Source organism: Streptomyces sp. NPDC087787, assembly GCF_044743035.1.
In the GTDB taxonomy this organism is placed as follows: Bacteria; Actinomycetota; Actinomycetes; order Streptomycetales; family Streptomycetaceae; genus Streptomyces.
In genome coordinates, this window is sequence record NZ_JBIUVQ010000001.1 from 657,337 (window position 1) to 682,215 (window position 24,879).

The following is a 24,879-nucleotide window of genomic DNA, read 5'->3' on the forward strand; positions in this document are numbered from 1 at the left end:
CGGCGGTCGCCCATCGGCCACCGCAGGACGAACGGACCGGAGGAACCGTGCCCCGTACCCTGGCCAACGCCCCGATCATGATTCTCAACGGCCCCAACCTGAACCTGCTCGGGCAGCGGCAACCGGACATCTACGGCTCCGGCACGCTCGCGGACGTCGAGGCGCTGTGCGCGAAGGCAGCCGCCGCGCACGACGGCACGGTCGACTTCCGCCAGTCCAACCACGAGGGTGAGCTGGTCGACTGGATCCACGAGGCCCGGCTGAACCACTGCGGAATCGTCATCAACCCGGCCGCCTACTCGCACACCTCGGTAGCGATCCTGGATGCGCTCAACACCTGTGACGGGCTGCCGGTGGTGGAGGTGCACATCTCCAACATCCACCAGCGCGAACAGTTCCGGCACCATTCGTACGTCTCGCTGCGCGCCGACGGCGTCATCGCGGGGTGCGGACTGCAGGGCTACGCGTTCGCGGTGGAGCGGGTCGCGGCACTGGCCGGCGCACAGCGGGCGGACGCGTAGCCGCCCGCCGCGTGCGGCCGGGGCCGTCGGCCGAGGGCGGGAACAGGAGGCCGTCCGCCCGTGCCGTTCACCACCCGCGAGCGTGCCACTCCGGCAGATGCGGGCGTTCGGCGCCCAGGGTGGTGTCGCTGCCGTGGCCCGGGTAGACCCAGGTCTCGTCCGGCAGGACGTCGAAGATCTTCGTCTCCACGTCGTGGATCAGGCGGGCGAACGCCTTCGGATCCTTGTGGGTGTTGCCCACCCCGCCGGGGAAGAGGCAGTCGCCCGTGAACACGTGGGGGTGTCCGTGCGGGTCGTCGTAGACCAGCGCGATCGAACCGGGAGTGTGGCCGACGAGGTGGCGCGCGGTGAGTTCGACCCGCCCCACCCGGACGGTGTCCCCGTCCTCCAGGAGCACGTCGGTCGGCACCGGGATGCCCTCGGCGTCGTCCCGTCCCGCGTACGTACGCGGGTGCGTGGCCGCCACGACCTCCGCCAGCGCCTGCCAGTGGTCGCCGTGCCGGTGGGTGGTGACGACGGAGGCGATGCCGTCGTCACCGATCGATCCGAGCAGCGTGTGCGCGTCGTTCGCCGCGTCGATCAGCAGTTGCTCGTCCGTGGCCCGGCAGCGCAGCAGATAGGCGTTGTTGTCCATCGGGCCGACCGCGATCTTGGTGATCATCAGGTCCTTCAGCTCGTGCACGTCCGCCGGGCCGCCGACCCTCACCTCTCCGCTGTACGTCATGGTCGTCAGCCTATAGCGGGGGCAGCCGCCCGGGGACCGCGCACGCGCCTACAGCGGGGGCAGCGCCGGGAGCGTTCCGCCCGCCACGGTCAGGGCGGATCCGTCGAGGCGTCCCGCGAGCCAGCCGAGCAGGTCCGCCCGGCCCCCCGTCACGGTGACCGCGGGCTCGTCCGCCTGCCGGCCCGTGTCCCACGCGTGCGTGCCGTCCGTCAGCCGGGTCGGCGGCACGTCCGGGTGTCCGGAGAACCGCTGGGCCAGGAACTCGATCTCCCGCTCGACGAACTCCGCAGGAAGGTCCTCGAGCTCGTAGCCGATGCCGAGGTCCACGTGGTGCAACTCGACCTCCACCCAGCGCCGGAACGGCACCCGGGACGCGGAGTCGGTGACGCCGTTGCGCAGCTCCACGGTCCGCGACCAGTCCGCGGGTCCGGCCGCCGACCGCTGGAAGAGGGCCGCGCTCTCGCGCACGTCGGCGAGCTGGACGTCGAGGGCGCGCGTGGCGTCCCGTTCGATGTCGGAGTCCCGGGTCTCGGCGGACGCGTACATGGGACGGCCCTCGAAGACGTTCACCAGCGCGTCGGCGTTGCGGGCGAGGTGGGCCAGGATGTGGCCCCGGGTCCAGCCGGGGAGTCGTGACTCGTCGGTCACAGCCGCGTTGTCCAGCTTGCCGGCAGCGGTCAGCAGTCGTTCGGTCGCTTCCTGCACAGAGGCCAGGTCGCGCGCGTGATCAATCATGACGCCGACCCTAGCCCCGCCACACGTTCGGGTGAAGGCAGTGAAGGACGGCCGTAAATCGAATATACGTGCTATAAGGTCGGGTGTGGCATCGGGCATGCTGGAGAGCCGGGGATTGTTGTGTATCCGGGCGGCTCCTGGAATCCCGCCCGGCGTTGTCAGTGGCTCCCCCTAGTCTGAGTAAGCACGGGGGCCCCGCCCCTGTCACTTCTCTCAAGAAAGGTGCGGACCGGCGTGGCCGACCGTCTCATCGTCCGTGGCGCGCGCGAGCACAACCTGAAGAACGTCTCGCTCGACCTGCCTCGGGACTCGCTCATCGTCTTCACGGGCCTGTCCGGGTCGGGCAAGTCCTCCCTGGCCTTCGACACCATCTTCGCCGAGGGCCAGCGGCGCTACGTGGAGTCGCTCTCCTCGTACGCCCGCCAGTTCCTCGGCCAGATGGACAAGCCGGACGTCGACTTCATCGAGGGTCTCTCCCCGGCGGTCTCCATCGACCAGAAGTCGACCTCGCGCAACCCGCGCTCGACGGTCGGCACCATCACCGAGGTCTACGACTACCTGCGCCTGCTCTTCGCCCGCATCGGCAAGCCGCACTGCCCCGAGTGCGGCCGGCCGATCTCGCGGCAGTCGCCGCAGGCCATCGTCGACAAGGTGCTGGAGCTGCCGGAGGGCAGCCGCTTCCAGGTCCTCTCGCCGCTGGTGCGCGAACGCAAGGGCGAGTTCGTCGACCTCTTCGCCGACCTGCAGACCAAGGGCTACTCCCGTGCCCGCGTGGACGGCGAGACCATCCAGCTCTCGCAGCCGCCCACGCTGAAGAAGCAGGAGAAGCACACCATCGAGGTGGTCGTCGACCGTCTCACGGTGAAGGACAGCGCCAAGCGCCGCCTCACCGACTCCGTCGAGACCGCGCTCGGCCTGTCCGGCGGCATGATCGTGCTCGACTTCGTCGACCTGCCCGAGGACGACCCCGAGCGCGAGCGGATGTACTCGGAGCACCTGTACTGCCCGTACGACGACCTGTCCTTCGAGGAGATGGAGCCGCGCTCCTTCTCCTTCAACTCGCCCTTCGGCGCCTGCCCCGAGTGCACCGGCATCGGCACCCGCATGGAGGTCGACCCGGAGCTGATCGTCCCGGACGAGGAGAAGAGCCTCGACGAGGGCGCCATCCACCCCTGGTCGCACGGGCACACCAAGGACTACTTCGGCCGGCTGGTCGGCGCCCTCGCCGACGCCCTGGGCTTCCGCACCGACATCCCCTTCGCGGGCCTGCCGCAGCGCGCCAAGAAGGCCCTGCTCTACGGCCACAGGACGCAGATCGAGGTCCGCTACCGCAACCGGTACGGGCGCGAGCGCGTCTACACCACGCCCTTCGAGGGCGCCGTGCCGTTCGTCAAGCGCCGGCACAGCGAGGCCGAGAGCGACGCCAGCCGTGAGCGCTTCGAGGGGTACATGCGCGAGGTGCCCTGCCCCACCTGTGAGGGCACGCGCCTGAAGCCGGTCGTCCTCGCGGTCACGCTCATGGGCAGGTCGATCGCCGAGATCTCCGCGATGTCCATCAGCGACTGCGCGGAATTCCTGCGCGGGCTGAAGCTCGACGCCCGCGACAAGAAGATCGCCGAGCGGGTCCTCAAGGAGGTCAACGAGCGGCTGCGGTTCCTGGTCGACGTCGGCCTCGACTACCTCTCGCTGAACCGCGCGGCCGGCACTCTCTCCGGCGGCGAGGCCCAGCGCATCCGTCTGGCCACCCAGATCGGCTCCGGCCTCGTCGGCGTCCTGTACGTCCTCGACGAGCCGTCCATCGGCCTGCACCAGCGCGACAACCACCGGCTGATCGAGACCCTGGTCCGGCTGCGCGACATGGGCAACACGCTCATCGTCGTGGAGCACGACGAGGACACCATCAAGACCGCCGACTGGATCGTCGACATCGGCCCCGGCGCGGGCGAGCACGGCGGCAAGGTCGTGCACAGCGGCTCTTTGAAGGAACTGCTCGCCAACGCCGAGTCGCAGACCGGGCAGTACCTGTCCGGCAAGAAGGCGATCCCGCTGCCCGGCATCCGGCGCCCGCTGGACCCGTCCCGGCAGCTCACCGTGCACGGCGCCCGGGAGAACAACCTGAAGGACATCGACGTGTCCTTCCCGCTCGGCCTGTTCACAGCGGTCACCGGAGTCTCCGGCTCCGGCAAGTCGACGCTGGTCAACGACATCCTGTACACCCACCTGGCCCGCGAGCTGAACGGCGCGCGCAACGTGCCCGGCCGGCACACGCGCGTGGACGGCGACGACCTCGTGGACAAGGTGGTGCACGTCGACCAGTCGCCCATCGGCCGCACCCCGCGGTCCAACCCGGCGACGTACACCGGCGTCTTCGACCACATCCGCAAGCTGTTCGCCGAGACCACCGAGGCGAAGGTCCGGGGCTACCAGCCCGGCCGCTTCTCCTTCAACGTCAAGGGCGGCCGCTGCGAGAACTGCGCGGGCGACGGCACCATCAAGATCGAGATGAACTTCCTGCCGGACGTCTACGTCCCCTGCGAGGTCTGCCACGGCGCCCGCTACAACCGGGAGACGCTGGAGGTGCACTACAAGGGCAAGTCCATCGCCGAGGTGCTCAACATGCCGATCGAGGAGGCGACCGAGTTCTTCGAGGCGGTCCCGGCGATCGCCCGGCACCTCAGGACCCTCAAGGACGTCGGCCTCGGCTATGTCCGGCTGGGCCAGTCCGCGACCACCCTGTCCGGCGGTGAGGCGCAGCGCGTGAAGCTCGCCAGCGAGCTGCAGCGCCGTTCCACCGGACGCACGGTCTACGTCCTGGACGAGCCCACCACCGGTCTGCACTTCGAGGACATCAGCAAGCTGCTGAAGGTGCTGTCCGGACTGGTCGACAAGGGCAACACGGTCATCGTCATCGAGCACAACCTCGATGTGATCAAGACCGCCGACTGGGTCGTCGACATGGGCCCCGAGGGCGGCGCCGGCGGTGGTCTGGTCATCGCCGAGGGCACGCCCGAGCAGGTCGCCGGCGTCCCGACCAGCCACACCGGCAAGTTCCTGCGCGAGATCCTCCAGCCCGACCGGATCAGCGACGCCGCCTCCTCGGCCAAGGCCCCGCGTGCGACCGCCGCCAAGAAGGCCGTCGCGGCCACGTCCGCGACCCGCAGGACGACGGCCAGGGCCGCCAACAGCACGGCGGGCAAGAAGACGACGCCCGCAAAGAAGACGACCCGGGCCCGCAAGGCCTGAGACACCGTCCAGTAGTACGAGCGGCGCCCCGCGGACACTCCGCGGGGCGCCGCTCGTACCTGAGGCACACAGAGGCCGAAGGCCTGGCGCGCCCTGCGCTACGGTGCGCCGACCTCCGACGCGTACGGCGGTTCCGCTCCCGCCCGTGAGCAGGTGATTGCCGCCGCGCGTGCCGCGAATCGCAGCAGCCGGGTCCAGCCCGAGGCGCCGAGGTCCGCCAGGGCCTCGGGGGACAGGGCGTCCTGGGCGGACAGCCCGTGCAGCAGGGCCGCGTTCACGGTGTCGCCCGCGCCGATGGTGTCGACGACGTCGACCTTCTCGCCCGGCACGGAGTGCTCCGCACCGTGCCGGGTGTACGCGGTGAGCCCGTCACCGCCGTGGGTGATCACCACCGCCGCGGGTCCGGCGGCCAGCCACTCGCGCGGAGTGCCGCCCAGCCACCCCGCGTCCTCCTCGGAGAGCTTCAGCAGCGACACCGAGGGCAGCCAGCTCGCGAAGCGCGCCCGGTAGGCGTCCGCGTCAGCTATCAGTCCTGGCCGGATGTTCGGGTCCAGCGCGGTGAACACACCCTGCGCGGACGCCGTCCGCATCAGCTCCTCGTAGGCGCTCGCGCCCGGCTCCAGCACCAGCGAGCAGGTACCGAAGGACACAGCGCGGGTTCCGGCGGGAAGCGCGGCGGGCGCCGTGAACAGACGGTCGGCGGTGCCGTCGACGTAGAACGAGTACGCGGCGGAGCCGTCGGTGCCGACCGTGGCGACCGCCAGGGTGGTCGGCTCGGCGCCGCGCTGCACTCCGGACACGTCCACCCCGGCCCCCCGCAGCCCGTCGAGCAGGGCCTCGCCGAAGGCGTCGTACGACGTACGGGAACAGAACGTGGTGGGCGAGCCGAGGCGGCCCAGCGCGACGGCCGTGTTGTACGGGCCGCCGCCGAGTGCCGGTCTGAGATCCGCGAGGGCGCCCCTCTCCCGCGGTACCAGGTCGATCAGGGCCTCACCGGCGACGACGATCACGAGTCGGTTCCTCTCTCGGACAGCTCGGGCCGGGAAGCTATCCCATTGCGCGCCGGAGGTAAAACGCCGGCCCGGGTCGTCCGCGTCCGCCGACCCGCCGCCGCCCGGTTCGGGCCCGGTGGGTATCGTCGGCCTCGTCCAGCCCCTTGACCAGTGGAGGACCTCATGTCCGGCCGCCCCTCCGCGAGCCGCCGAACGATCCTGCGGGGAGCGGCCCTCACCCCCGCCGTCGCGCTCGGGCTCACCGCCTGCGGACCGATCGGCGGCGGCACCACGGCTCCGGCCACGCCCACCGCGCCGGTCGACCTCGGCGCCGAGAGCGACGTCCCCAAGGGCGGCGCCAGGCTGTACCGGGACCACAACGTGGCGGTCAGCCGTGACGCGGACGGCGCCCTCAAGGCTTTCAGCACGATCTGCACGCACGCGCAGTGCCCGATCAACAAGCTCGAGGGGACGAAGCTGATCTGCCCCTGCCACGGCAGCGAGTTCGACGCCACGACCGGCGAGGTCGTACGCTCCCCGGCCAGTACCCCGCTGCCCGGCCTGCCCGTGCGCGCCGAGGGCGGCAGGCTCGTCGCCGGACCCGGCGCCTGACGGCCGCCGTCCGCCCGGCCCGCTCGCTCCCCCTGGTCACTCCCATTCCCAGGCGACCCCTACGGTCCCCGAGCGCACACGCGGCTCCACCAGGTGCACCGAACGGTGCCGTTCACTCACCGGCAGTTCCCGGCGGCCACCGCGCGGCGCCGCCGCCGACGCCTGGGTGAACCGGTGGCAGCGCATCGGCAGGGTGCCGGCGTCGAACCGCACCTGAAGCGCGTACTGGCCGCCGGGGGAGGCGAACTCCCGGATGTACTCGCACGTCGTCCCCGCCGTTCCGTCCTCCACGGCGTGCCGGAACAGGAACGTGTCACCGGCTCGCAGCCGGGTGTCGAAGAGCAGCTCGGCGACCAGCACCCCGGTGTCGTGGTGCCGGCGTATCCGCCCGGTGCGGCAGTTCTCCAGGGCGTGCACGGTCATCCGCTCCGGCGCGCACCCCGGATCGCCGTGGTGGACGGCCACGAAACGGTCCACGCCGTCCCGGTGCGCGCGCACGATGTGCTCGGACTCACGGCCCGCGAGCTCGCGCCGCGGCCCGATCAGCACCCGCTCGTGGTGCCCGAGCACATGCGGCCCGCCGCCGGGCGGGCAGTCCAGCTCGGCCAGCAGCCCGCGCAGCACGTCCGAGGCCCGGACCAGGGAGCGGTAGGAGCGGACGCCGGGCCGCCCGGCCGACGCGTGCTCGTCGGCCTCGGCCAGCAGCCGGATCAAAGACTCGTCCGGCAGCCGCAGGATCTCCTCCAGCGCCCGCACGGCCCGCAGCGACTCCGGGCGCTGCGGGCGCCGGGCGCCCTGCTGCCAGTAGCTGAGGCTGGTGACGCCGACCCTCACCCCGTAGCGCGTCAGATGGTGCTGCACACGCTGCAGCGGCAGTCCGCGGGCGGCGATCGCGGCGCGCAGCGCCACGTGGAAGGGGCCGCCCCGCAGGGCCGTGTCCAGTTCCGCGGTGGCGACCTCCGCCTGCTGTGGGGCGTGCGGCATGCGCGGGCCTTTCTGTGAAGGTGCGAGCGGCTCGGCGGGCCCTTCACGCGGGTCGTCGGGGCCGCCCCCGCGCGAAGGCAGGGTTCTGCACGTCCGGACGCCGTCGTCCGCGGCCCCGAGTTCCCCCGCATTGAAGCGTGTTGACCAAGCCCCGACAACACCTGGGACGGACAGGCGTGCGTTCCCGGCCGTGGAGGCACCCCTCGCCGGGGCGCGCCGGGGCCGGGGTGGTGGAGGGCCGCCGCGGTGTCAGTGCTCGACAGTAGGGTTGAGTCATGGCCGACCCCTCCAGCTACCGCCCCAAGCCGGGAGACATCCCGGACTGCCCCGGGGTCTACCGCTTCCGTGACGAGCACCGCCGGGTCATCTACGTCGGAAAGGCCAAGAGCCTGCGCCAGCGCCTGGCGAACTACTTCCAGGACCTCGCGAACCTCCACCCGCGCACCCGCAGCATGGTCACCACGGCCGCGTCCGTGGAGTGGACGGTGGTGTCCACGGAGGTCGAGGCGCTGCAGCTGGAGTACTCCTGGATCAAGGAGTTCGACCCCCGGTTCAACGTCAAGTACCGCGACGACAAGAGCTACCCGTACCTCGCGGTGACGATGAACGAGGAGTTCCCCCGCGTGCAGGTGATGCGCGGCCACAAGAAGAAGGGCGTGCGCTACTTCGGGCCGTACGGGCACGCGTGGGCCATCCGCGACACCGTCGACCTGCTGCTGCGCGTCTTCCCGGTGCGCACCTGCTCGGCAGGTGTCTTCAAGAACGCCGCCCGCACCGGCCGCCCCTGCCTGCTGGGCTACATCGGCAAGTGCTCCGCGCCCTGCGTCGGCCGCGTCTCCGCCGAGGAGCACCGCGAACTGGCCGAGGACTTCAGCGACTTCATGGCCGGCCGCACCGGCACGTATCTGCGCCGCCTGGAGAAGCAGATGACGGAGGCGGCCGAGGAGATGGAGTACGAGCGGGCCGCCCGCCTGCGCGACGACATCGAGGCCCTGAAGAAGGCCATGGAGAAGAACGCGGTCGTGCTCGCCGACGCGACCGACGCCGACCTCGTCGCCGTCGCCGAGGACGAGCTGGAGGCCGCGGTGCAGATCTTCCACGTGCGCGGCGGACGGGTGCGCGGCCAGCGCGGCTGGGTGACCGACAAGGTGGAGGACGTCACCACCGGCGCCCTCGTCGAGCACGCCCTGCAGCAGCTGTACGGCGAGGAGAGCGGGGACGCCGTCCCCAAGGAGGTCCTCGTCCCGGCCCTGCCCGACCCGCTCGAGCCGGTCCAGGAGTGGCTCGCCAAGCGCCGCGGGTCGAACGTCTCGTTGCGCATCCCGCAGCGCGGCGACAAGAAGGCCCTCATGGAGACCGTGCAGCGCAATGCCCAGCAGGGGCTCGTCCTGCACAAGACCAGGCGCGCCTCCGACCTCACCACGCGCTCGCGTGCCCTGGAGGAGATCGCCGAGGCCCTCGACCTGGACAGCGCCCCCCTGAGGATCGAGTGCTACGACATCTCCCACCTCCAGGGCGACGACGTGGTGGCCTCCATGGTCGTCTTCGAGGACGGCCTCCAGCGCAAGAGCGAGTACCGCCGCTTCCAGATCAAGGGCCGCGCCGGGGACACACGGCTCTGGCACGGCGAGGGCCAGGACGACGTCCGCTCCATGCACGAGGTGATCACCCGCCGGTTCAAGCGCTACCTCGCCGAGAAGGAGAGGACCGGCGAGTGGGCCGACGGCGAGGACGTCCCTGTGGACGGATCACCCGACGGCTTGCCCGATGGCGCACCCGACGGCCCGGTCGGCGCCCTCGTCGAGGACGACGGCCGCCCCAAGCGCTTCGCCTATCCGCCCCAGCTCGTCGTCGTCGACGGCGGGCAGCCCCAGGTGGCGGCCGCGCAGCGGGCCCTGGACGAACTCGGCATCGACGACATCGCCGTGTGCGGACTGGCCAAGCGCCTGGAGGAGATCTGGCTGCCCGGCGAGGACGACCCGGTGGTCCTGCCCCGCAGCAGCGAGGGCCTGTACCTGCTGCAGCGGGTGCGCGACGAGGCCCACCGGTTCGCGATCACCTACCAGCGCACCAGACGGGCCAAGCGCTTCCGGTCCGGGCCCCTGGACGAAGTGCCGGGCCTCGGCGAGACGCGCAAACAGGCGCTGATCAAGCATTTCGGCTCGGTGAAGCGGCTGCGGTCCGCGACAATCGACCAGATCTGCGGGGTACCCGGCATAGGCCGCAAAACGGCCGAGACCATCGCGGCGGCCCTCGCCCAGGCGGCCCCGGCCGCACCCGCCGTCAACACGGCGACTGGAGAGATCATGGAAGACGTGGAAGTGGCGCCACCGGCGACGACGGCGGGTGACGCGGAGACGCCCGTGCCCACGAGCGTCCCGGACGACCGACGGGGGCAGGAGACATGACCGAGCACGACGCACGGCGAAGCGCCGAGCGAGATCAGTCCCATGAAGGACCGCGCGAGGAACAGCACGAGCGCGCGTCCACGGAAAACGGAGCACAGGTGAGTACGGGCATCGACACGGCCGGCGTCCCCGACACGGCCATTCCCGAGCTGGTGATCATCTCCGGCATGTCCGGGGCCGGCCGGTCCACGGCCGCCAAGTGTCTGGAGGACCTCGGCTGGTTCGTCGTCGACAACCTGCCGCCGGCGCTGATCCCCACCATGGTGGAACTCGGTGCACGTTCGCAGGGCAACGTGGCCCGCATCGCGGTCGTCGTCGACGTCCGCGGCCGCCGCTTCTTCGACAACCTGCGCGAGTCCCTGGCCGGCCTGGAGGCCAAGAACGTCACCCGCCGGATCGTCTTCCTGGAGTCCTCCGACGACGCCCTGGTGCGCCGCTTCGAGTCGGTGCGCAGGCCCCACCCGCTCCAGGGCGACGGCCGCATCGTCGACGGCATCGCCGCCGAGCGCACGCTGCTGCGCGAACTGCGCGGCGACGCCGACCTGGTGATCGACACCTCCAGCCTCAACGTGCACGAACTGCGGGCCAAGATGGACGCCCAGTTCGCCGGCGAGGAGGAGCCCGAACTGCGGGCCACCGTGATGTCGTTCGGCTTCAAGTACGGCCTGCCGGTCGACGCCGACCTGGTCGCCGACATGCGGTTCCTCCCCAACCCGCACTGGGTCCCAGAACTGCGCCCGTACACCGGCCTGAACGACGAGGTCGCCGCCTACGTCTTCAACCAGCCCGGAGCCAAGGAGTTCCTCGACCGCTACGCCGAGCTGCTGCGGCTCATCTCGGCCGGCTACCGGCGCGAGGGCAAGCGGTACGTGACCATCGCGATCGGCTGCACGGGCGGCAAGCACCGCTCGGTGGCCGTGTCGGAGAAGCTCGCCGCGCGGCTCGCGGCCGAGGGCGTGGAGACCGTCGTCGTCCACCGGGACATGGGGCGCGAGTGAGAGGACGTACTCCGCGGCTGAGCAGCCTGCGCCGGGTGGTGCCGGAGGGGCGTTCGGCGCGGCAGGCGCTCGCGGCGCGCGCCGGGCGCCCGGCCGAGTCCCGGGGCGGCCGTCCGCGCCGCCGCGGCGCCCAGCCCAAGGTGGTCGCCCTCGGCGGCGGCATGGGCCTGTCCGCCTCGCTCGCCGCGCTGCGCCGGATCACCGGCGACCTCACCGCCGTCGTCACCGTGGCCGACGACGGGGGCTCCAGCGGGCGCCTTCGCGACGAGCTGGGCGTGCTGCCGCCCGGCGACCTGCGCAAGGCGCTGGCCGCGCTGTGCGGCGACGACGACTGGGGTCAGACCTGGGCCCGAGTGATCCAGCACCGCTTCACCTCCCAGGGCGACCTGCACGACCACGCGGTGGGCAATCTGCTGATCGTCGCCCTGTGGGAACAGCTCGGCGACCACGTCCAGGCGCTGGACCTGGTGGGCAAGCTGCTGGGCGCGCACGGACGCGTGCTGCCCATGTCCGCCGTGCCCCTGGAGCTCCAGGCGCTGGTCAAGGGGCACGACCCGGAGCGGCCCGAGCACGTCGACACCGTGCGCGGGCAGGCCACCGTCGCGCTCACCCCGGGCGAGGTGCAGTCCGTGCACCTGGTGCCGCACGACCCGCCCGCCGTGCCCGAGGCCGTCGACGCCGTCCTGGACGCGGACTGGGTGGTGCTCGGACCCGGCTCCTGGTTCTCCTCGGTCATCCCGCACCTGCTGGTGCCCGAACTGCTCGACGCGCTCACCGAGACCAGGGCGCGCCGGGTCCTGTCCCTGAACCTCGCGCCGCAGCCGGGAGAAACCGAGGGCTTCTCCCCGCAGCGTCATTTGGAGGTTTTGGGACGACACGCCCCTAAACTCGCCCTGGACGTGGTGCTGGCCGACGAGGCCGCCGTGCCCGACCGCGAAGTGCTCACCGAGGCCGCCAAGCGGTTCGGCGCCGCGGTCGAGCTAGCGCCGGTGGCCCGGAGGGACGGAACTCCGCGGCACGACCCGGAGCTGCTGGCCGCCGCGTACGACCGTATTTTTCGGATGCATGGAAGGATCGGCCCATGGCGATGACGGCAGCGGTGAAGGACGAGATCTCCCGGCTCCCCGTCACCCGGACCTGCTGCAGGAAGGCGGAGGTCTCCGCCCTTCTGCGGTTCGCCGGCGGCCTCCACCTGGTCAGCGGGCGGATCGTGATCGAGGCGGAGCTGGACACCGCCATGGCGGCGCGGCGCCTGAAGCGGGACATCCTGGAGATCTTCGGTCACAGCTCCGAGCTGATCGTGATGGCGCCGGGCGGGCTGCGCCGCGGTTCCCGCTACGTCGTGCGCGTCGTCGCGGGCGGGGACCAGCTTGCCCGCCAGACCGGTCTGGTCGACGGGCGGGGCCGGCCGATCCGCGGCCTGCCGCCGCAAGTGGTCTCGGGTGCCACCTGTGACGCCGAGGCCGCCTGGCGCGGTGCCTTCCTGGCCCACGGCTCGCTCACCGAGCCGGGGCGCTCCTCCTCCCTGGAGGTGACCTGTCCGGGCCCGGAGGCGGCACTCGCGCTGGTCGGTGCAGCGCGCCGGCTGTCCATCGCCGCGAAGGCCCGCGAGGTGCGGGGCGTGGACCGGGTGGTGGTCCGCGACGGCGACGCGATCGGCGCCCTGCTGACCCGCCTGGGCGCCCATGAGTCCGTGCTGGCCTGGGAGGAGCGGCGGATGCGCCGCGAGGTCCGCGCCACGGCCAACCGGCTCGCCAACTTCGACGACGCCAACCTGCGCCGCTCGGCGCGCGCGGCGGTCGCGGCCGGTGCGCGGGTGGCCCGCGCGCTGGAGATCCTCGCCGACGACGTCCCCGAGCACCTCGCCGCCGCGGGGCGCCTGCGCATGGAGCACAAGCAGGCCTCCCTGGAGGAACTCGGCGCCCTCGCCGACCCCCCGCTGACCAAGGACGCCGTCGCCGGCCGGATCCGCCGCCTGCTGGCCATGGCCGACAAGCGGGCCTCCGACCTCGGCATCCCCGGCACCGAGGCGAACCTCTCCGACGACCTGGCGGACAACCTGGCGGGCTGACCGCCACGGGCCGACCGCCCGGACTCGCCCACCCCGACCGGCCACCACCGGCCAACCAGCATCGGCTGGTTGGCCGGTGGTGGCCGCTCGGTTTGATGGAGGACTACCGACAGTGACCGACACCCGTCGACCGACGCCGGTCGACGCCGGTGCTTGACAGGCCGCGCCGTGCGTCGCGGGACCGTCGCGGGCCGTGGCACGGAGGCGCGGACGGGGCGATGGGCCGGCCCGCCGCAGCCGCGCCCCCGTGGGCGAATTGCCTGGATTGCCGGAAGTCCGGATTGGGGTGAGATCAGGGTATTTCACAAGTGAGCTGGGGGGCTCACGAACGAGTGACCAACGTGGTCAATTGGTATGGGCAATCCATAGCGAAATCGGGTGATCCAGGCGCCCGGAGCAAGGGGTTCGGACCTTTGGCGAAGCCGTGCTGTCCAGGACGCGTCCGGATGTCACTTCGGGGGCCTTGGAGGGGTAGGGTCGTGGGTGGTCGGGGACATCCCAATACAGCTCGCCGGCGTCGAAACCGGCGTACCAACGAGGAGATCGGTTCGTGACGATCCGCGTAGGCATCAACGGCTTTGGCCGCATCGGTCGTAACTACTTCCGCGCGCTCCTTGAGCAGGGTGCGGACATCGAGATCGTGGCTGTCAATGACCTGGGTGACACCGCGACCACCGCTCACCTGCTGAAGTACGACACCATCCTGGGCCGCCTCAAGCAGGAGGTCTCCCACACCGCCGACACCATCACCGTCGACGGCCACACCATCAAGGTGCTGTCCGAGCGCAACCCCGCCGACATCCCCTGGGGCGAACTCGGCGTCGACATCGTCATCGAGTCCACCGGCATCTTCACCAAGAAGGAAGACGCCGAGAAGCACATCGCCGGCGGCGCCAAGAAGGTCATCATCTCCGCCCCGGCGAAGAACGAAGACGTCACGATCGTGATGGGCGTCAACCAGGACCAGTACGACCCGGCCAACCACCACGTCATCTCCAACGCCTCCTGCACCACCAACTGCGTGGCGCCGATGGCGAAGGTCCTCGACGAGAACTTCGGCATCGTCAAGGGTCTGATGACCACCGTGCACGCGTACACGAACGACCAGCGCATCCTGGACTTCCCGCACAAGGACCTGCGCCGCGCCCGTGCCGCCGCCGAGAACATCATCCCGACCACCACCGGCGCCGCCAAGGCCACCGCCCTGGTCCTGCCGCAGCTCAAGGGCAAGCTGGACGGCATCGCCATGCGCGTCCCGGTGCCCACCGGCTCGGTCACCGACCTCGTCATCGAGCTCTCCCGCGAGGTCACCAAGGAAGAGGTCAACGCCGCCTTCCAGAAGGCCGCCGAGGGCGAGCTGAAGGGCCTGCTGGACTACACCGAGGACCCGATCGTCTCCTCGGACATCGTCAACGCCCCGGCGTCCTGCACCTTCGACTCCTCCCTGACCATGGTTCAGGACGGCAAGAACGTGAAGGTCATCGGCTGGTACGACAACGAGTGGGGCTACTCCAACCGCCTCGTCGACCTCACGGTCTTCGTCGGCAACCAGCTCTGACCGGCAGGGCAGGCACCTCGATGTGAGCGCAGGGCCCGGTCGGCGCGCCAACGCGCCGACCGGGCCCTGACGCACGTACAGCGGGCCGAACGACCACAACCCGCCCACGTGCGGATCGATCAGCCCTCGTACGATCAAGAGCCCCCTCTTCAGGAGTCCCAACCCAATGAAGACGATCGACGAACTTCTCACCGAAGGCGTGGACGGCAAGCGGGTCTTCGTCCGCGCCGACCTCAACGTGCCGCTGGCCGACGGTGTCATCACCGACGACGGCCGCATCCGCGCCGTCCTGCCCACCGTCAAGGCCCTCGCCGAGGCCGGCGCCAAGGTGGTCGTCGCCTCTCACCTGGGCCGCCCCAAGGGCGCCCCGGACCCGGCCTTCTCACTGCTGCCCGCCGCCGAGCGGCTCGGTGAACTCCTGGGCGCTCCCGTGGCGTTCGCCCAGGACACCGTCGGCCCGGCCGCCCACGACGCCGTGGACGGCCTGCAGCCAGGCCAGGTCGCGGTCATCGAGAACCTGCGGTTCAACCCCGGCGAGACGGCCAAGGACGACACCGAGCGCGGCGAGTTCGCCGACCGGCTCGCCGCCCTCGCGGACGTCTACGTCGGCGACGGATTCGGCGCCGTGCACCGCAAGCACGCCTCCGTCTACGACCTGCCGGCCCGCCTCCCGCACTACGCCGGCTACCTCATCACCACCGAGGTCGGCGTCCTGAAGAAGCTCACCGAGGACGTCCGGCGGCCCTACGTCGTCGCGCTCGGCGGCGCCAAGGTCTCCGACAAGCTCGCCGTCATCGACGAGCTGCTCGGCAGGGCCGACCGCCTGCTCATCGGCGGCGGCATGGCGTACACCTTCCTCAAGGCCCAGGGCCACGAGATCGGCAAGTCCCTCGTGCAGGAGGACCAGCTCCCGGTCGTCAGGGAGTACATCGAGCGCGCCGAGAAGACCGGCGTCGAGCTGATCCTGCCGGTGGACGCGCTGGTCTCGCCCGAATTCCCGGACCTGAAGGCCAAGGCCCCCGTCCACCCCACCGCGGTCGCCGCTGACGCCATGCCGGCCGACCAGCTGGGCCTGGACATCGGCCCGGAGTCCCGCAAGCTGTACGCCGCGAAGCTCGCCGACGCCGCCACCGTCTTCTGGAACGGCCCGATGGGCGTCTTCGAGCACCCCGACTTCGCCGAGGGCACCAGGGCCGTCGCCCAGGCCCTGGCCGACTCGGACGGCTTCACCGTCGTGGGCGGCGGCGACTCCGCCGCGGCCGTCCGTACGCTGGGCTTCGACGAGTCGGCATTCGGCCACATCTCGACCGGCGGCGGCGCCTCCCTCGAATACCTCGAGGGCAAGACGCTCCCCGGCCTCGCCGCACTGGAGGACTGAAACCGTATGAGCACGCGCACGCCGCTGATGGCGGGCAACTGGAAGATGAACCTCAACCACCTCGAGGCCATCGCACACGTCCAGAAGCTCGCCTTCGCCCTGGCCGACAAGGACTACGACGCCGTCGAGGTCGCCGTCCTGCCGCCCTTCACCGACCTGCGCTCCGTGCAGACGCTGGTCGACGGTGACAAGCTCAAGATCAAGTACGGCGCCCAGGACGTCTCGGCGCACGACTCGGGTGCCTACACCGGAGAGATCTCCGGACCGATGCTGGCCAAGCTGAAGTGCACCTTCGTGGTGATCGGCCACTCCGAGCGCCGGCAGTACCACAACGAGACCGACGAGCTGGTGAACGCCAAGGTCAAGGCCGCCTACAAGCACGGCCTGACCCCGATCCTGTGTGTCGGCGAGGAGCTGGACGTCCGTGACGCGGGCAACCACGTCGCGCACACGCTCGCCCAGGTCGAGGGGGGCCTGAAGGACCTCCCGGCCGAGCAGGCCGAGTCGATCGTGATCGCCTACGAGCCCGTCTGGGCCATCGGCACCGGCAAGGTCTGCGGTGCGGCGGATGCCCAGGAGGTCTGCGGCGCCATCCGCGGCAAGCTCGCCGAGCTGTACTCGCAGGAGGTCGCCGACCAGGTGCGCATCCAGTACGGCGGCTCGGTGAAGTCGGGCAACGTCGCCGAGATCATGGCGCAGGAGGACATCGACGGCGCCCTGGTCGGCGGTGCCTCGCTGGACACGGACGAGTTCGTCAAGATCGTCCGCTTCGGCGAGCAGTGAGCCGGGGCCGCCGCAGGCGGTGAGCCCGGCCCGCCGCGTACGGCGGGCCGGGCCGTGAGTATGCGCGGGCGGCGATCCGTCGTACTCTTGCGGGGGCGTGGTAGGCACGACCTGCCACACCCTGTCGTCCATCCGAATCCGAGGAAGTTGGTCCAGCCGTGGTTTTGGGGTTCTCGATCGCCCTGATCGTCTTCAGCCTGCTGCTGATGCTGCTGGTGCTGATGCACAAGGGGAAGGGCGGCGGCCTCTCCGACATGTTCGGCGGCGGCATGCAGTCGTCCGTCGGTGGCTCCTCGGTCGCCGAGCGCAACCTCGACCGCATCACCGTGGTGATCGGCCTGCTGTGGCTCGCCTGCATCATCGTGCTCGGCATCCTGATGAAGACGAGCAGCTGACGAGCGGCTGCGCCGGTACCGCACATTCCGTACGTAAGGCCCCATGGTCGGTACGCGCTCCCGGGCGCGGCCTATCATGGGGCTTGCGTCTGTGTGGGAGCGGTAACTCCCATCACTGGACGCGCGTTGGGCCTTACGTAGACTGAGGCGCTCGCGGCGGAGCGGCAGGCCGACCCGCTTCGCGGCACCATCACGCAGGGAGTTACGACCGTGGCAAGTGGCAACGCGATCCGAGGAAGCCGGGTCGGGGCGGGGCCGATGGGCGAGGCCGAGCGTGGCGAGTCCGCGCCGCGTCTGCGCATCTCCTTCTGGTGCTCCAACGGACACGAGACCCAGCCGAGCTTCGCCAGCGACGCGCAGGTTCCCGACACCTGGGACTGCCCGCGCTGTGGTTTCCCGGCCGGTCAGGACCAGGACAACCCGCCGGCCCCGCCGCGCACCGAGCCCTACAAGACGCACCTGGCCTATGTGCGGGAGCGGCGCAGCGACGCGGACGGCGAGGCGATCCTCGCCGAGGCGCTCGCCAAACTGCGGGGCGAAATCTAGGACTTGAGGTCCGGTCGGCCGCCCACGGGTGCGGGGCCGGACCTGCTGCGTATCCGGGCGGACCGGCCGTCGCGGACCGATTGTCAGTGGTGCCCTCTACGGTTTGTGCATCGGCGAATCGTGAGTGGAGGGGGAGCCATGACGGGGGTTGAGGCCGGGCGTGAGGCCGTCGGCGCGGGTGTGCCGGAGTGGCGCGGCGGATTCGGACGGCTGTGGAGCGCCGCTGTGCTCTCCAGCTTCGGCGACGCGCTGCGTACGGTCGCGCTGCCGCTGCTCGCCCTGTCCCTGACCGACGACCCGCTGCTCATCGCCTCCGTCACGGCTTGCGGGTATCTGCCCTGGATCGTCTTCGGGCTGCTCGGTGGCGCCGTCGCGGACCGGGTGGACCAGCGGCGCGCGATGTGGGCGGCGGACACGGTACGGGGCCTGCTGGTCGCCGGGTTCGCGCTGGCCGTGGCCCTCGGGCATGCCTCGATCGGCCTGCTGATCGCCCTGGCCTTCGCGCTGACCACGCTCCAGACACTCTTCGACAACGCCGCCACGGCCCTGCTGCCCGTCCTGGTGGGGCCCGAGGCGCTGGGCACCGCCAACGCCCGTCTGATGACCGGACAGCGCCTCGCGGGCGGGCTGCTGGGCGGCCCGGTCGTGCCCCTGCTGATCGCCGCGGGGGCCGCCGCCCCCTTCGCGGCCGACGCGGTCACCTTCCTGGCCGCCGCCGCGCTCGTGGCCTCCCTGCGGGTCGCCGCGCCCGAGCGGAAGCCGAGACCCGCGGGGAGCACGCTGCGGCGGGAGATCGCCGACGGACTGCGCGCCCTCGGGCGGGACAGGGCCCTGCGCGCGCTGTGCGCGGCCACCGCGCTGTGCAACGTCGGGATGGGCGCGCTCATCGCCACCCTGGTGGTCGTCGTGACCGGCTGGCTCGGCGCGGGCACCAAGGGGTACGCCATGGTGCTGACGGCGTACACGCTGGGCAGCCTGGCCGGTGGAGCGGCCAACCGGCCGATCGTCGCCCGGCTCGGGCGGATACGGGCCGTACTGCTGGCCGGCGGGGTGCAGATCGCCGCCCTGGCGGTCGTGGGACTGGTGCGCAGCCTGGCCGTCGCGGTGGCCGCGCTGGCCGTGTTCGGGCTGATGGGCATGGTGTGGAACGTCAACACGACGACGCTGATGCAGCAGCGCAGCCCCGCCGGGATGCTGGGACGGGTCAGCGCGGCCTTCCGCACCCTGGCGGTGGCCGGGGCGCCGCTCGGGGCGGTGCTCGGCGGGGCCGTCGCCGCGGTGTGGGGGCCGAACCGGCCGATGCTGCTCACGGCCGGCTTCTTCGTCCTTTCCGTGGCCGCGCTGATACCCGTGCGCCGTGCCGACGTACTCGTTGTTGCGCCGGACGACGGCGTGACGACGACTCATGTCACCCGCTGATCAACTAGGTTGGAGCGGCAGCGGGGCAAGGACGCAGGACAGCTAGGAAAGAAGGCTGAGGTCCGAATGAACGCAGACGCCCGTACCAGGCTCAACCAGAGGCCGGAGTGGACCGCTCTGGCCAAGCACCGTGAGGAGCTCGCCGACACCGGTCTGCGCGATCTGTTCGCGGCCCACCCGGAGCGCGGCGAGGCGTACGCCCTCCAGGTCGGTGATCTGTACGTCGACTACTCCAAGCATCTCGTCACCGACGAGACGCTGCGGCTGTTGCGGGAGCTGGCCGCCGCGACGGACGTGTCCGGACTGCGGGACGCCATGTTCCGCGGTGCGAGGATCAACGTCACCGAGGACCGGGCCGTGTTGCACACGGCGTTGCGCGCGCCGCGGGACGCGGTGATCGAGGTCGACGGGGAGAACGTCGTGCCGGGGGTGCACGCGGTCCTCGACAAGATGAGCGACTTCGCCCACCGGGTGCGGTCGGGGGAGTGGACCGGGCACACCGGCAAGCGGATCCGCAATGTGGTCAACGTCGGCATCGGCGGCTCCGACCTGGGGCCCGCGATGGCGTACGAGGCGCTGCGGGCCTATACCGACCGCGGTCTGACGGTGCGGTTCGTGTCGAACGTCGACGGCGCGGACCTGCACGAGGCCGTACGGGATCTGGACGCGTCGGAGACGCTGTTCGTCATCGCCTCCAAGACGTTCACCACCATCGAGACGATCACCAACGCCACGTCGGCGCGCAACTGGCTGCTGAGCGAGCTGAAGGCCGGCCCGGAGGCGGTCGCCCGGCACTTCGTGGCGCTGTCCACGAACACGGAGAAGGTGTCCGGGTTCGGCATCGATGTCGAGAACATGTTCGAGTTCTGGGACTGGGTCGGGGGGCGGTACTCGTACGACTCCGCGATCGGCCTGTCCCTGATGATCGCGATCGGGCCGGACCGGTTCCGGGAGATGCTGGACGGCTTCCGTCTCGTCGACGAGCACTTCAGGACCGCGCCGCCCGAGTCCAACGTGCCGCTGCTGCTGGGGCTGTTGGGAATCTGGTACGGCAACTTCCATGACGCGCAGTCGCATGCGGTGCTGCCGTACTCCCACTATCTGTCGAAGTTCACCGCGTATCTCCAGCAGCTGGACATGGAGTCCAACGGGAAGTCCGTGCAGCGGGACGGGGAGCCGGTGGGGTGGCAGACCGGGCCGGTGGTGTGGGGGACGCCCGGCACGAACGGGCAGCACGCGTACTACCAGTTGATCCACCAGGGTACGAAGCTGATCCCGGCGGACTTCATCGGCTTCGCCGAGCCGGTGGCCGAGCTGAGCGGTGAACTCCGGGCGCAGCACGATCTGCTGATGGCCAACTTCTTCGCGCAGACCCAGGCGCTGGCCTTCGGCAAGACGCCGGAGGAGGTTCGAGCGGAGGGGGTGCCCGCCGAGCTGGTGCCGCACAAGACCTTCCGCGGGAACCACCCCACGACCACGATCCTCGCGCGCGAGCTGACTCCGTCGGTGCTGGGTCAGCTGATCGCCCTGTACGAGCACAAGGTGTTCGTCCAGGGCGCCGTCTGGAACATCGACTCCTTCGACCAGTGGGGAGTCGAGCTGGGCAAGGTCCTGGCGAAGCGGGTGGAACCGGCGCTGACGGAGGGGGCGCAGGTGGAGGGACTGGACCCCTCCACGACAACCCTGGTCGCCAAGTACCGCGCCCTTCGCTCCCGGTGACCCCTCCTCCCACCCACCCCGTCACGCCGGAGCGGAGCCCCGGGCCCGGAACCTCCGAGGCCCGGGGGCTCCGGCCCGGCCCCCGCCCCCCGCGTGCTCAGGCCACCGCCGACAGGGTGTCTGCCTGGCGGCGATGGGAGGCTCGTGTGGCGGGGAGGGTGGAGAGGGCAGCGGCGCCGAGGGTGGCCGCGGTGACGAAGAGGAGGAGCAGGAGCGGGGAAGGGGGTCTGGCGATCCCGGCGCCGATGCCGCTGGAGTGGCCCTGGGCGTTGATCAGCCAGTCGGACAGGGGGAGGGCCAGGACGGTTGCGGCGGCCGCCGCGGCCAGGGCGGTGCAGCTGGTCGAGGTCACCGTGATCGCGGTGATCTGGCGGGGCGAGAGACCGATGGCTTTGAGAGCCAGAAGATCCCGTTCGCCCTCGCGGATCGTGCCGCCGATCGCGGAGAGGAGCTCGATCAGACCGATCAGGGCCAGGACGCAGATCAGGCCCACGATGACCGCGCGCATCGACGACAGGCCGTCGGCCGGGTTGGTCACCGGATGGACGTCCAGGTGGCCGTGGGCGGTGGCGGACAGGGCCGTGGCGACGTGGCGCGGATCGGCGCCCGGGTCCAGGCGGAGCTGGTAGAAGGTGGGGCTGAGGTTCGGGTCGTTCTCGTGCAGGGTGTCCAGGGACGTGGAGATGACCCGGCCGGCGTTCTCCGGCTCGATGCTGCGGCCGACGATGTGCAGGATCTGCGGCTGGTCGCCCACCGTCATGCGCACCCAGTCGCCGACCGTGACGTCGAGCAGGTCCAGCAGGCCCTGCCCGGCCACCGCCTCGTCGGGGCCGTTCGCGCGGCGGCCCTCGGCGAGGGCGAACGGGTAGGGGGCCTCGCGGGTGCCCAGGCCCCGCAGGGCGATCGTGGCCGTCTGGCCGGGGACCAGGGCGGCCACCTCCACCCCGGGGTAGACGGCGGCGACCCCGGGCTCCCGCGCCAGCAGCTCCCGCGCCCCGCGGTCGTCCAGGGTGCTGTCGGGACGGACGGTGAGCGCGGCCGGCAGCCCCAGCTCCTCCGGCCTGCTGTGGAAGCGGTCGATCGTGGTCCAGGCACTCATCGCCACCACCATCAGCAGCAGCGGCAGCGCCAGCCGTCCCACCGTGGCGAAGGTGCGCGGACGGCGGGTGAAGGCCCGGTGCCAGCCCAGGACGAGCGCGGGCGGCAGGCGCAGGCCCAGCGCCCTGCGGGCGGCCGCGGTCAGCCTGCCGCCCGGCACCGCCGTGGGGCGCGGCACCGGGACCGGCGGCACCCGTCCCGCCCGCCACGCCGCGAGCCCGGTCACCGCGCCGATGAACAGCACCGCTCCCACCGGGACCGCGACCATCGCCACCGTGTGGTCCGGCAGGCCCTGCCACACGCCGACCGCGTCGCCGAGCCGGCCCGGTATCCGCGCGCCCAGCCCCTCGGTGAGCACCACCGCGGCCACGGCGCCCAGCAGGGCGTACGCCACATGCTGGAGCAGGAAGATCCGGACCACCTGGGCGGGTGTGAAACCGATCGCCTTGAGCACCGAGATGTCCCGCAGATGCCCCCGGATGCGAGTGCCGATCGCGCCGTGCACCGCCAGCCCGGCCGCGATCAGGGCGCCCAGCCCGAACAGGCCCAGCACCTGCCCGAGCAGCCGGTTGTCGCCCTGCGCCTCGGCCCGCGCCTGCTGCCAGGTGGACACCTCGCCGACCACGCCGGCGCCCAGCACGGTGACGGCGCGCTGCACGGCGTAGTCCGTGTCGTCGGGATCGGTCAGCCGCAGTCCGACCACCCGTCCGCCGGGCTCGCGCACGGCGGACGGCCGCGCCCACACCAGCCCCGGCTGCTCGCCGGGGCCGTAGCGGGGCTCGGCGCTGTCGGCGATGCCCACCACGCTGAGCGTGCGCCCGGTGCCGGGCAGGACGAGAGTGTCACCGGGCTCGGCCAGCAGCGCCCTGGCCAGGCGGCTCTCCAGGACCACGCCGTCCGGCTCCCCGGCGGCCGGCCAGTGCCCGGCGGTGAGCAGCGGGCGGCCCACGGTGGGCTGCGACGGGGTGCCGCGCAGCTCCACGGTGGCGCGGGTGCCGCGGGAGACGACGGTGGCGGACTCGATGAGGTAGGCGTCGGTGACCGACTCGACGCCGTCCAGCGCGGCGAGCCGCTCCGTCTCGGCGGACCGCGCCGTGTGCAGCCAGACATGCGCCCCGTTGGACTGGGTGAAGACCCGCTGCCAGGGGTTGGTGGCGTAGCCGAACAAGGCGGTGGCCAGCAGCAGCGAGGCGACGATGCCGGTCGTGGCCAGCGCGATGAACAGCGCTTCCCCGCGGTGGGTGCGCAGATCGGAGTGCGCCCAGCGCAACGTGGCTCGCACGGGCCTCAGCCCCTCGGTCCGGAACGCGGACCCGGGCACGCCCGGCGGCCGTGACCCGAGCACATCAGGTGGTCGTACACCGCACTCAGTCCCTCAGCTCCAGCACACCCGAGATCCCCGTGCTCCGCGACGGCGTGCTCCCGTCCAGTTCCGCGTCGTCGGCGATCCGGCCGTCGAAGAAACTGATCACCCGGTCCGCGGCGCTGGCCAGCCGGGCGTCATGGGTGACCAGCACGATCGTCTGGCCGCGCCCGTGGAAGCGCGACAGCAGCCGCATCACCTCGCGGGTGCCCTTGCTGTCGAGGCTGCCGGCGGGCTCGTCGGCGAGCAGCAGCGGAGGGTGGTTGACCAGCGCGCGGGCCAGCGCGACCCGCTGCTGCTCACCGCCGGACAGCTCGCCCGGCATGCTGCGCTCCTTGCCCTCGAGGCCCAGCTCGGCCAGCAGCTCCTCCCGCTCGGCGCGTGCCTGCCGCGGCGAGCGGCCGGCGAGCAGGGCGGGCAGCTCGACGTTGTCGGCGACGGACAGGTTGGAGACCAGGTTGAAGAACTGGAACACGATCCCGATGCCGTTGCGGCGCTCCTCGGCCCAGCGGGCCTCGCCGTAGGAGTCGGTGCACCGGCCGTCCAGCCAGATGCTGCCCTCGTCCGGCCGCTGCAGTCCGCCGAGCAGGTGCAGCAGCGTCGACTTGCCGGCCCCGGACGGGCCGGTGACCGCCACGAACTCGCCGCGGGTCACCGACAGATCCACCCCGCGCACGGCCCGGGCGGGCGCCCCCTGGCCGTGGTGCGTCTTGACCAGGCCCTCGGCCCGCAGCAGCGCCGGAGCTCGGACGTCACTCACTCCAGCCCCTCCAGTTCCTCCTGGCACCGCTCCAGCCAGTCCAGGTCGGCTTGAAGGTGCAGCATGGCGCCCTCGATCAGCAGTTGGGCGATTCGGTTGTCCCGGTTCTCGGCGGCGGCCAGCTTCGACAGACTGCGCATGGTGTTGAGGTACTGGCGCCGCTGCTTGTTGATGAGGGCGATCTGGTCGGCGAGACCGGTCTGCGGGGCGAGGGCGAGCTTCATGAAGAACTCGTCCCGCACCCGGGGTTCGTCCTCGGGCTCCTCGAACCAGGCGCGCAGTTCCTCCCGCCCGGCGTCGGTGAGGTGGTAGATCTTCTTGTTGGGCCGGCTGGACTGCTCGACCTCCTCGCCCTCGATCAGTCCCGACTTCTCGAGGCGGCCGAGGGTCACGTAGATCTGGCCGACGTTCGGCTGAGGGTACGCGGAGCCCAGCAGTTGCTCAAGGTCCTGCTTCAGCTCGTAGCCGTGGGCGGGACCGCGCGCGAGAAGTGCCAGGAGGGGCAGGCGCACGCGTGCTCTCCTCCTAGGTCCTCGTCAGACGCGTCATGCGGGGGTCTCCGGGTGGACGAC

The 24,879-nt window shown here is 71.4% G+C and carries 21 protein-coding genes; 14 read left to right on the forward strand and 7 right to left on the reverse strand.

From position 1 onward, the window contains the following. Positions 1-47: 47 nt before the first annotated feature. Positions 48-521: a type II 3-dehydroquinate dehydratase gene (gene aroQ / locus ACIOWN_RS03015; RefSeq protein ID WP_362349486.1), complete on the forward strand. Its 474-nt coding sequence runs from the start codon at positions 48-50 to the stop codon at positions 519-521. Between the two features lie 67 nt (positions 522-588). Here the strand turns inward: aroQ and ACIOWN_RS03020 are convergent, their stop codons facing one another. Further along, entirely contained in the window at positions 589-1,245 is a 657-nt protein-coding gene (locus ACIOWN_RS03020; protein WP_401980014.1) for an MBL fold metallo-hydrolase, read from the reverse strand. A 48-nt stretch (positions 1,246-1,293) separates the two neighbouring features. Beyond that, entirely contained in the window at positions 1,294-1,980 is a 687-nt protein-coding gene (locus ACIOWN_RS03025; RefSeq protein WP_362355570.1) for a maleylpyruvate isomerase family mycothiol-dependent enzyme, read from the reverse strand. 234 nt (positions 1,981-2,214) lie between these two features. On the opposite strand from ACIOWN_RS03025, the gene uvrA reads away from it, so the two are divergent. Continuing rightward, entirely contained in the window at positions 2,215-5,223 is a 3,009-nt protein-coding gene (uvrA, locus tag ACIOWN_RS03030; RefSeq protein ID WP_362355568.1) for an excinuclease ABC subunit UvrA, read from the forward strand. Between the two features lie 98 nt (positions 5,224-5,321). Here uvrA and ACIOWN_RS03035 read toward each other — a convergent pair whose 3' ends face one another. Beyond that, positions 5,322-6,233: a carbohydrate kinase gene (locus tag ACIOWN_RS03035; protein WP_401980015.1), complete on the reverse strand. Its 912-nt coding sequence runs from the start codon at positions 6,231-6,233 to the stop codon at positions 5,322-5,324. Between the two features lie 165 nt (positions 6,234-6,398). On the opposite strand from ACIOWN_RS03035, the gene ACIOWN_RS03040 reads away from it, so the two are divergent. Beyond that, positions 6,399-6,827, forward strand: coding sequence for a Rieske (2Fe-2S) protein (locus ACIOWN_RS03040; RefSeq protein WP_401980018.1), 429 nt, complete (start codon positions 6,399-6,401; stop codon positions 6,825-6,827). Positions 6,828-6,863: 36 nt separating this feature from the next. Here the strand turns inward: ACIOWN_RS03040 and ACIOWN_RS03045 are convergent, their stop codons facing one another. Next, positions 6,864-7,811, reverse strand: a complete 948-nt coding sequence (locus ACIOWN_RS03045) for a hypothetical protein (protein ID WP_362355562.1) — start codon at positions 7,809-7,811, stop codon at positions 6,864-6,866. Positions 7,812-8,086: 275 nt separating this feature from the next. On the opposite strand from ACIOWN_RS03045, the gene uvrC reads away from it, so the two are divergent. The 11 genes from uvrC (at position 8,087) to pgi (ending at position 21,086) form a co-directional block, all read left to right on the forward strand. Further along, complete coding sequence (gene uvrC / locus ACIOWN_RS03050; protein WP_401980021.1) at positions 8,087-10,219, forward strand: excinuclease ABC subunit UvrC; 2,133 nt, start codon at positions 8,087-8,089, stop codon at positions 10,217-10,219. Beyond that, positions 10,216-11,217: an RNase adapter RapZ gene (rapZ, locus tag ACIOWN_RS03055; RefSeq protein WP_362355559.1), complete on the forward strand. Its 1,002-nt coding sequence runs from the start codon at positions 10,216-10,218 to the stop codon at positions 11,215-11,217. Before uvrC ends, rapZ begins: the two co-directional genes overlap by 4 nt. Beyond that, positions 11,214-12,308 (forward strand): uridine diphosphate-N-acetylglucosamine-binding protein YvcK, encoded by a 1,095-nt coding sequence (yvcK, locus tag ACIOWN_RS03060; RefSeq protein WP_362355557.1) that lies wholly within the window; start codon positions 11,214-11,216, stop codon positions 12,306-12,308. The genes rapZ and yvcK overlap by 4 nt, the downstream gene beginning before the upstream one ends. Then, positions 12,299-13,288, forward strand: a complete 990-nt coding sequence (whiA, locus tag ACIOWN_RS03065; RefSeq protein WP_362355556.1) for a DNA-binding protein WhiA — start codon at positions 12,299-12,301, stop codon at positions 13,286-13,288. Before yvcK ends, whiA begins: the two co-directional genes overlap by 10 nt. A 550-nt stretch (positions 13,289-13,838) precedes the next feature. Next, positions 13,839-14,846, forward strand: a complete 1,008-nt coding sequence (gene gap, locus ACIOWN_RS03070) for a type I glyceraldehyde-3-phosphate dehydrogenase (protein ID WP_100569507.1) — start codon at positions 13,839-13,841, stop codon at positions 14,844-14,846. A gap of 166 nt (positions 14,847-15,012) precedes the next feature. Further along, positions 15,013-16,224 (forward strand): phosphoglycerate kinase, encoded by a 1,212-nt coding sequence (locus tag ACIOWN_RS03075; RefSeq protein ID WP_401980024.1) that lies wholly within the window; start codon positions 15,013-15,015, stop codon positions 16,222-16,224. Positions 16,225-16,230: 6 nt separating this feature from the next. After that, the gene (tpiA, locus tag ACIOWN_RS03080) at positions 16,231-17,007 is read left to right on the forward strand and encodes a triose-phosphate isomerase (protein ID WP_362355552.1); all 777 of its coding nucleotides are present in this window, start codon (positions 16,231-16,233) and stop codon (positions 17,005-17,007) included. Between the two features lie 158 nt (positions 17,008-17,165). Further along, complete coding sequence (secG, locus tag ACIOWN_RS03085; protein WP_100569504.1) at positions 17,166-17,402, forward strand: preprotein translocase subunit SecG; 237 nt, start codon at positions 17,166-17,168, stop codon at positions 17,400-17,402. 210 nt (positions 17,403-17,612) lie between these two features. After that, positions 17,613-17,948 (forward strand): RNA polymerase-binding protein RbpA, encoded by a 336-nt coding sequence (locus tag ACIOWN_RS03090; RefSeq protein ID WP_073952427.1) that lies wholly within the window; start codon positions 17,613-17,615, stop codon positions 17,946-17,948. A 138-nt stretch (positions 17,949-18,086) separates the two neighbouring features. After that, a complete protein-coding gene (locus tag ACIOWN_RS03095; protein WP_362355550.1) occupies positions 18,087-19,367 on the forward strand; it encodes an MFS transporter in 1,281 nt (426 codons plus the stop codon). Between the two features lie 66 nt (positions 19,368-19,433). After that, positions 19,434-21,086, forward strand: a complete 1,653-nt coding sequence (gene pgi / locus ACIOWN_RS03100) for a glucose-6-phosphate isomerase (RefSeq protein ID WP_362355548.1) — start codon at positions 19,434-19,436, stop codon at positions 21,084-21,086. Between the two features lie 97 nt (positions 21,087-21,183). Here pgi and ACIOWN_RS03105 read toward each other — a convergent pair whose 3' ends face one another. The 3 genes from ACIOWN_RS03105 to ACIOWN_RS03115 all read right to left on the reverse strand — a co-directional run bounded on the left by ACIOWN_RS03105 (position 21,184) and on the right by ACIOWN_RS03115 (position 24,819). Beyond that, positions 21,184-23,466: an FtsX-like permease family protein gene (locus ACIOWN_RS03105; protein WP_401980027.1), complete on the reverse strand. Its 2,283-nt coding sequence runs from the start codon at positions 23,464-23,466 to the stop codon at positions 21,184-21,186. A gap of 85 nt (positions 23,467-23,551) precedes the next feature. Next, on the reverse strand, positions 23,552-24,307 hold the full coding sequence (locus ACIOWN_RS03110; protein WP_362355544.1) for an ABC transporter ATP-binding protein: 756 nt from the start codon (positions 24,305-24,307) through the stop codon (positions 23,552-23,554). Beyond that, positions 24,304-24,819: a PadR family transcriptional regulator gene (locus tag ACIOWN_RS03115; protein WP_326802004.1), complete on the reverse strand. Its 516-nt coding sequence runs from the start codon at positions 24,817-24,819 to the stop codon at positions 24,304-24,306. Before ACIOWN_RS03115 ends, ACIOWN_RS03110 begins: the two co-directional genes overlap by 4 nt. Between the last annotated feature and the right edge of the window lie 60 nt (positions 24,820-24,879).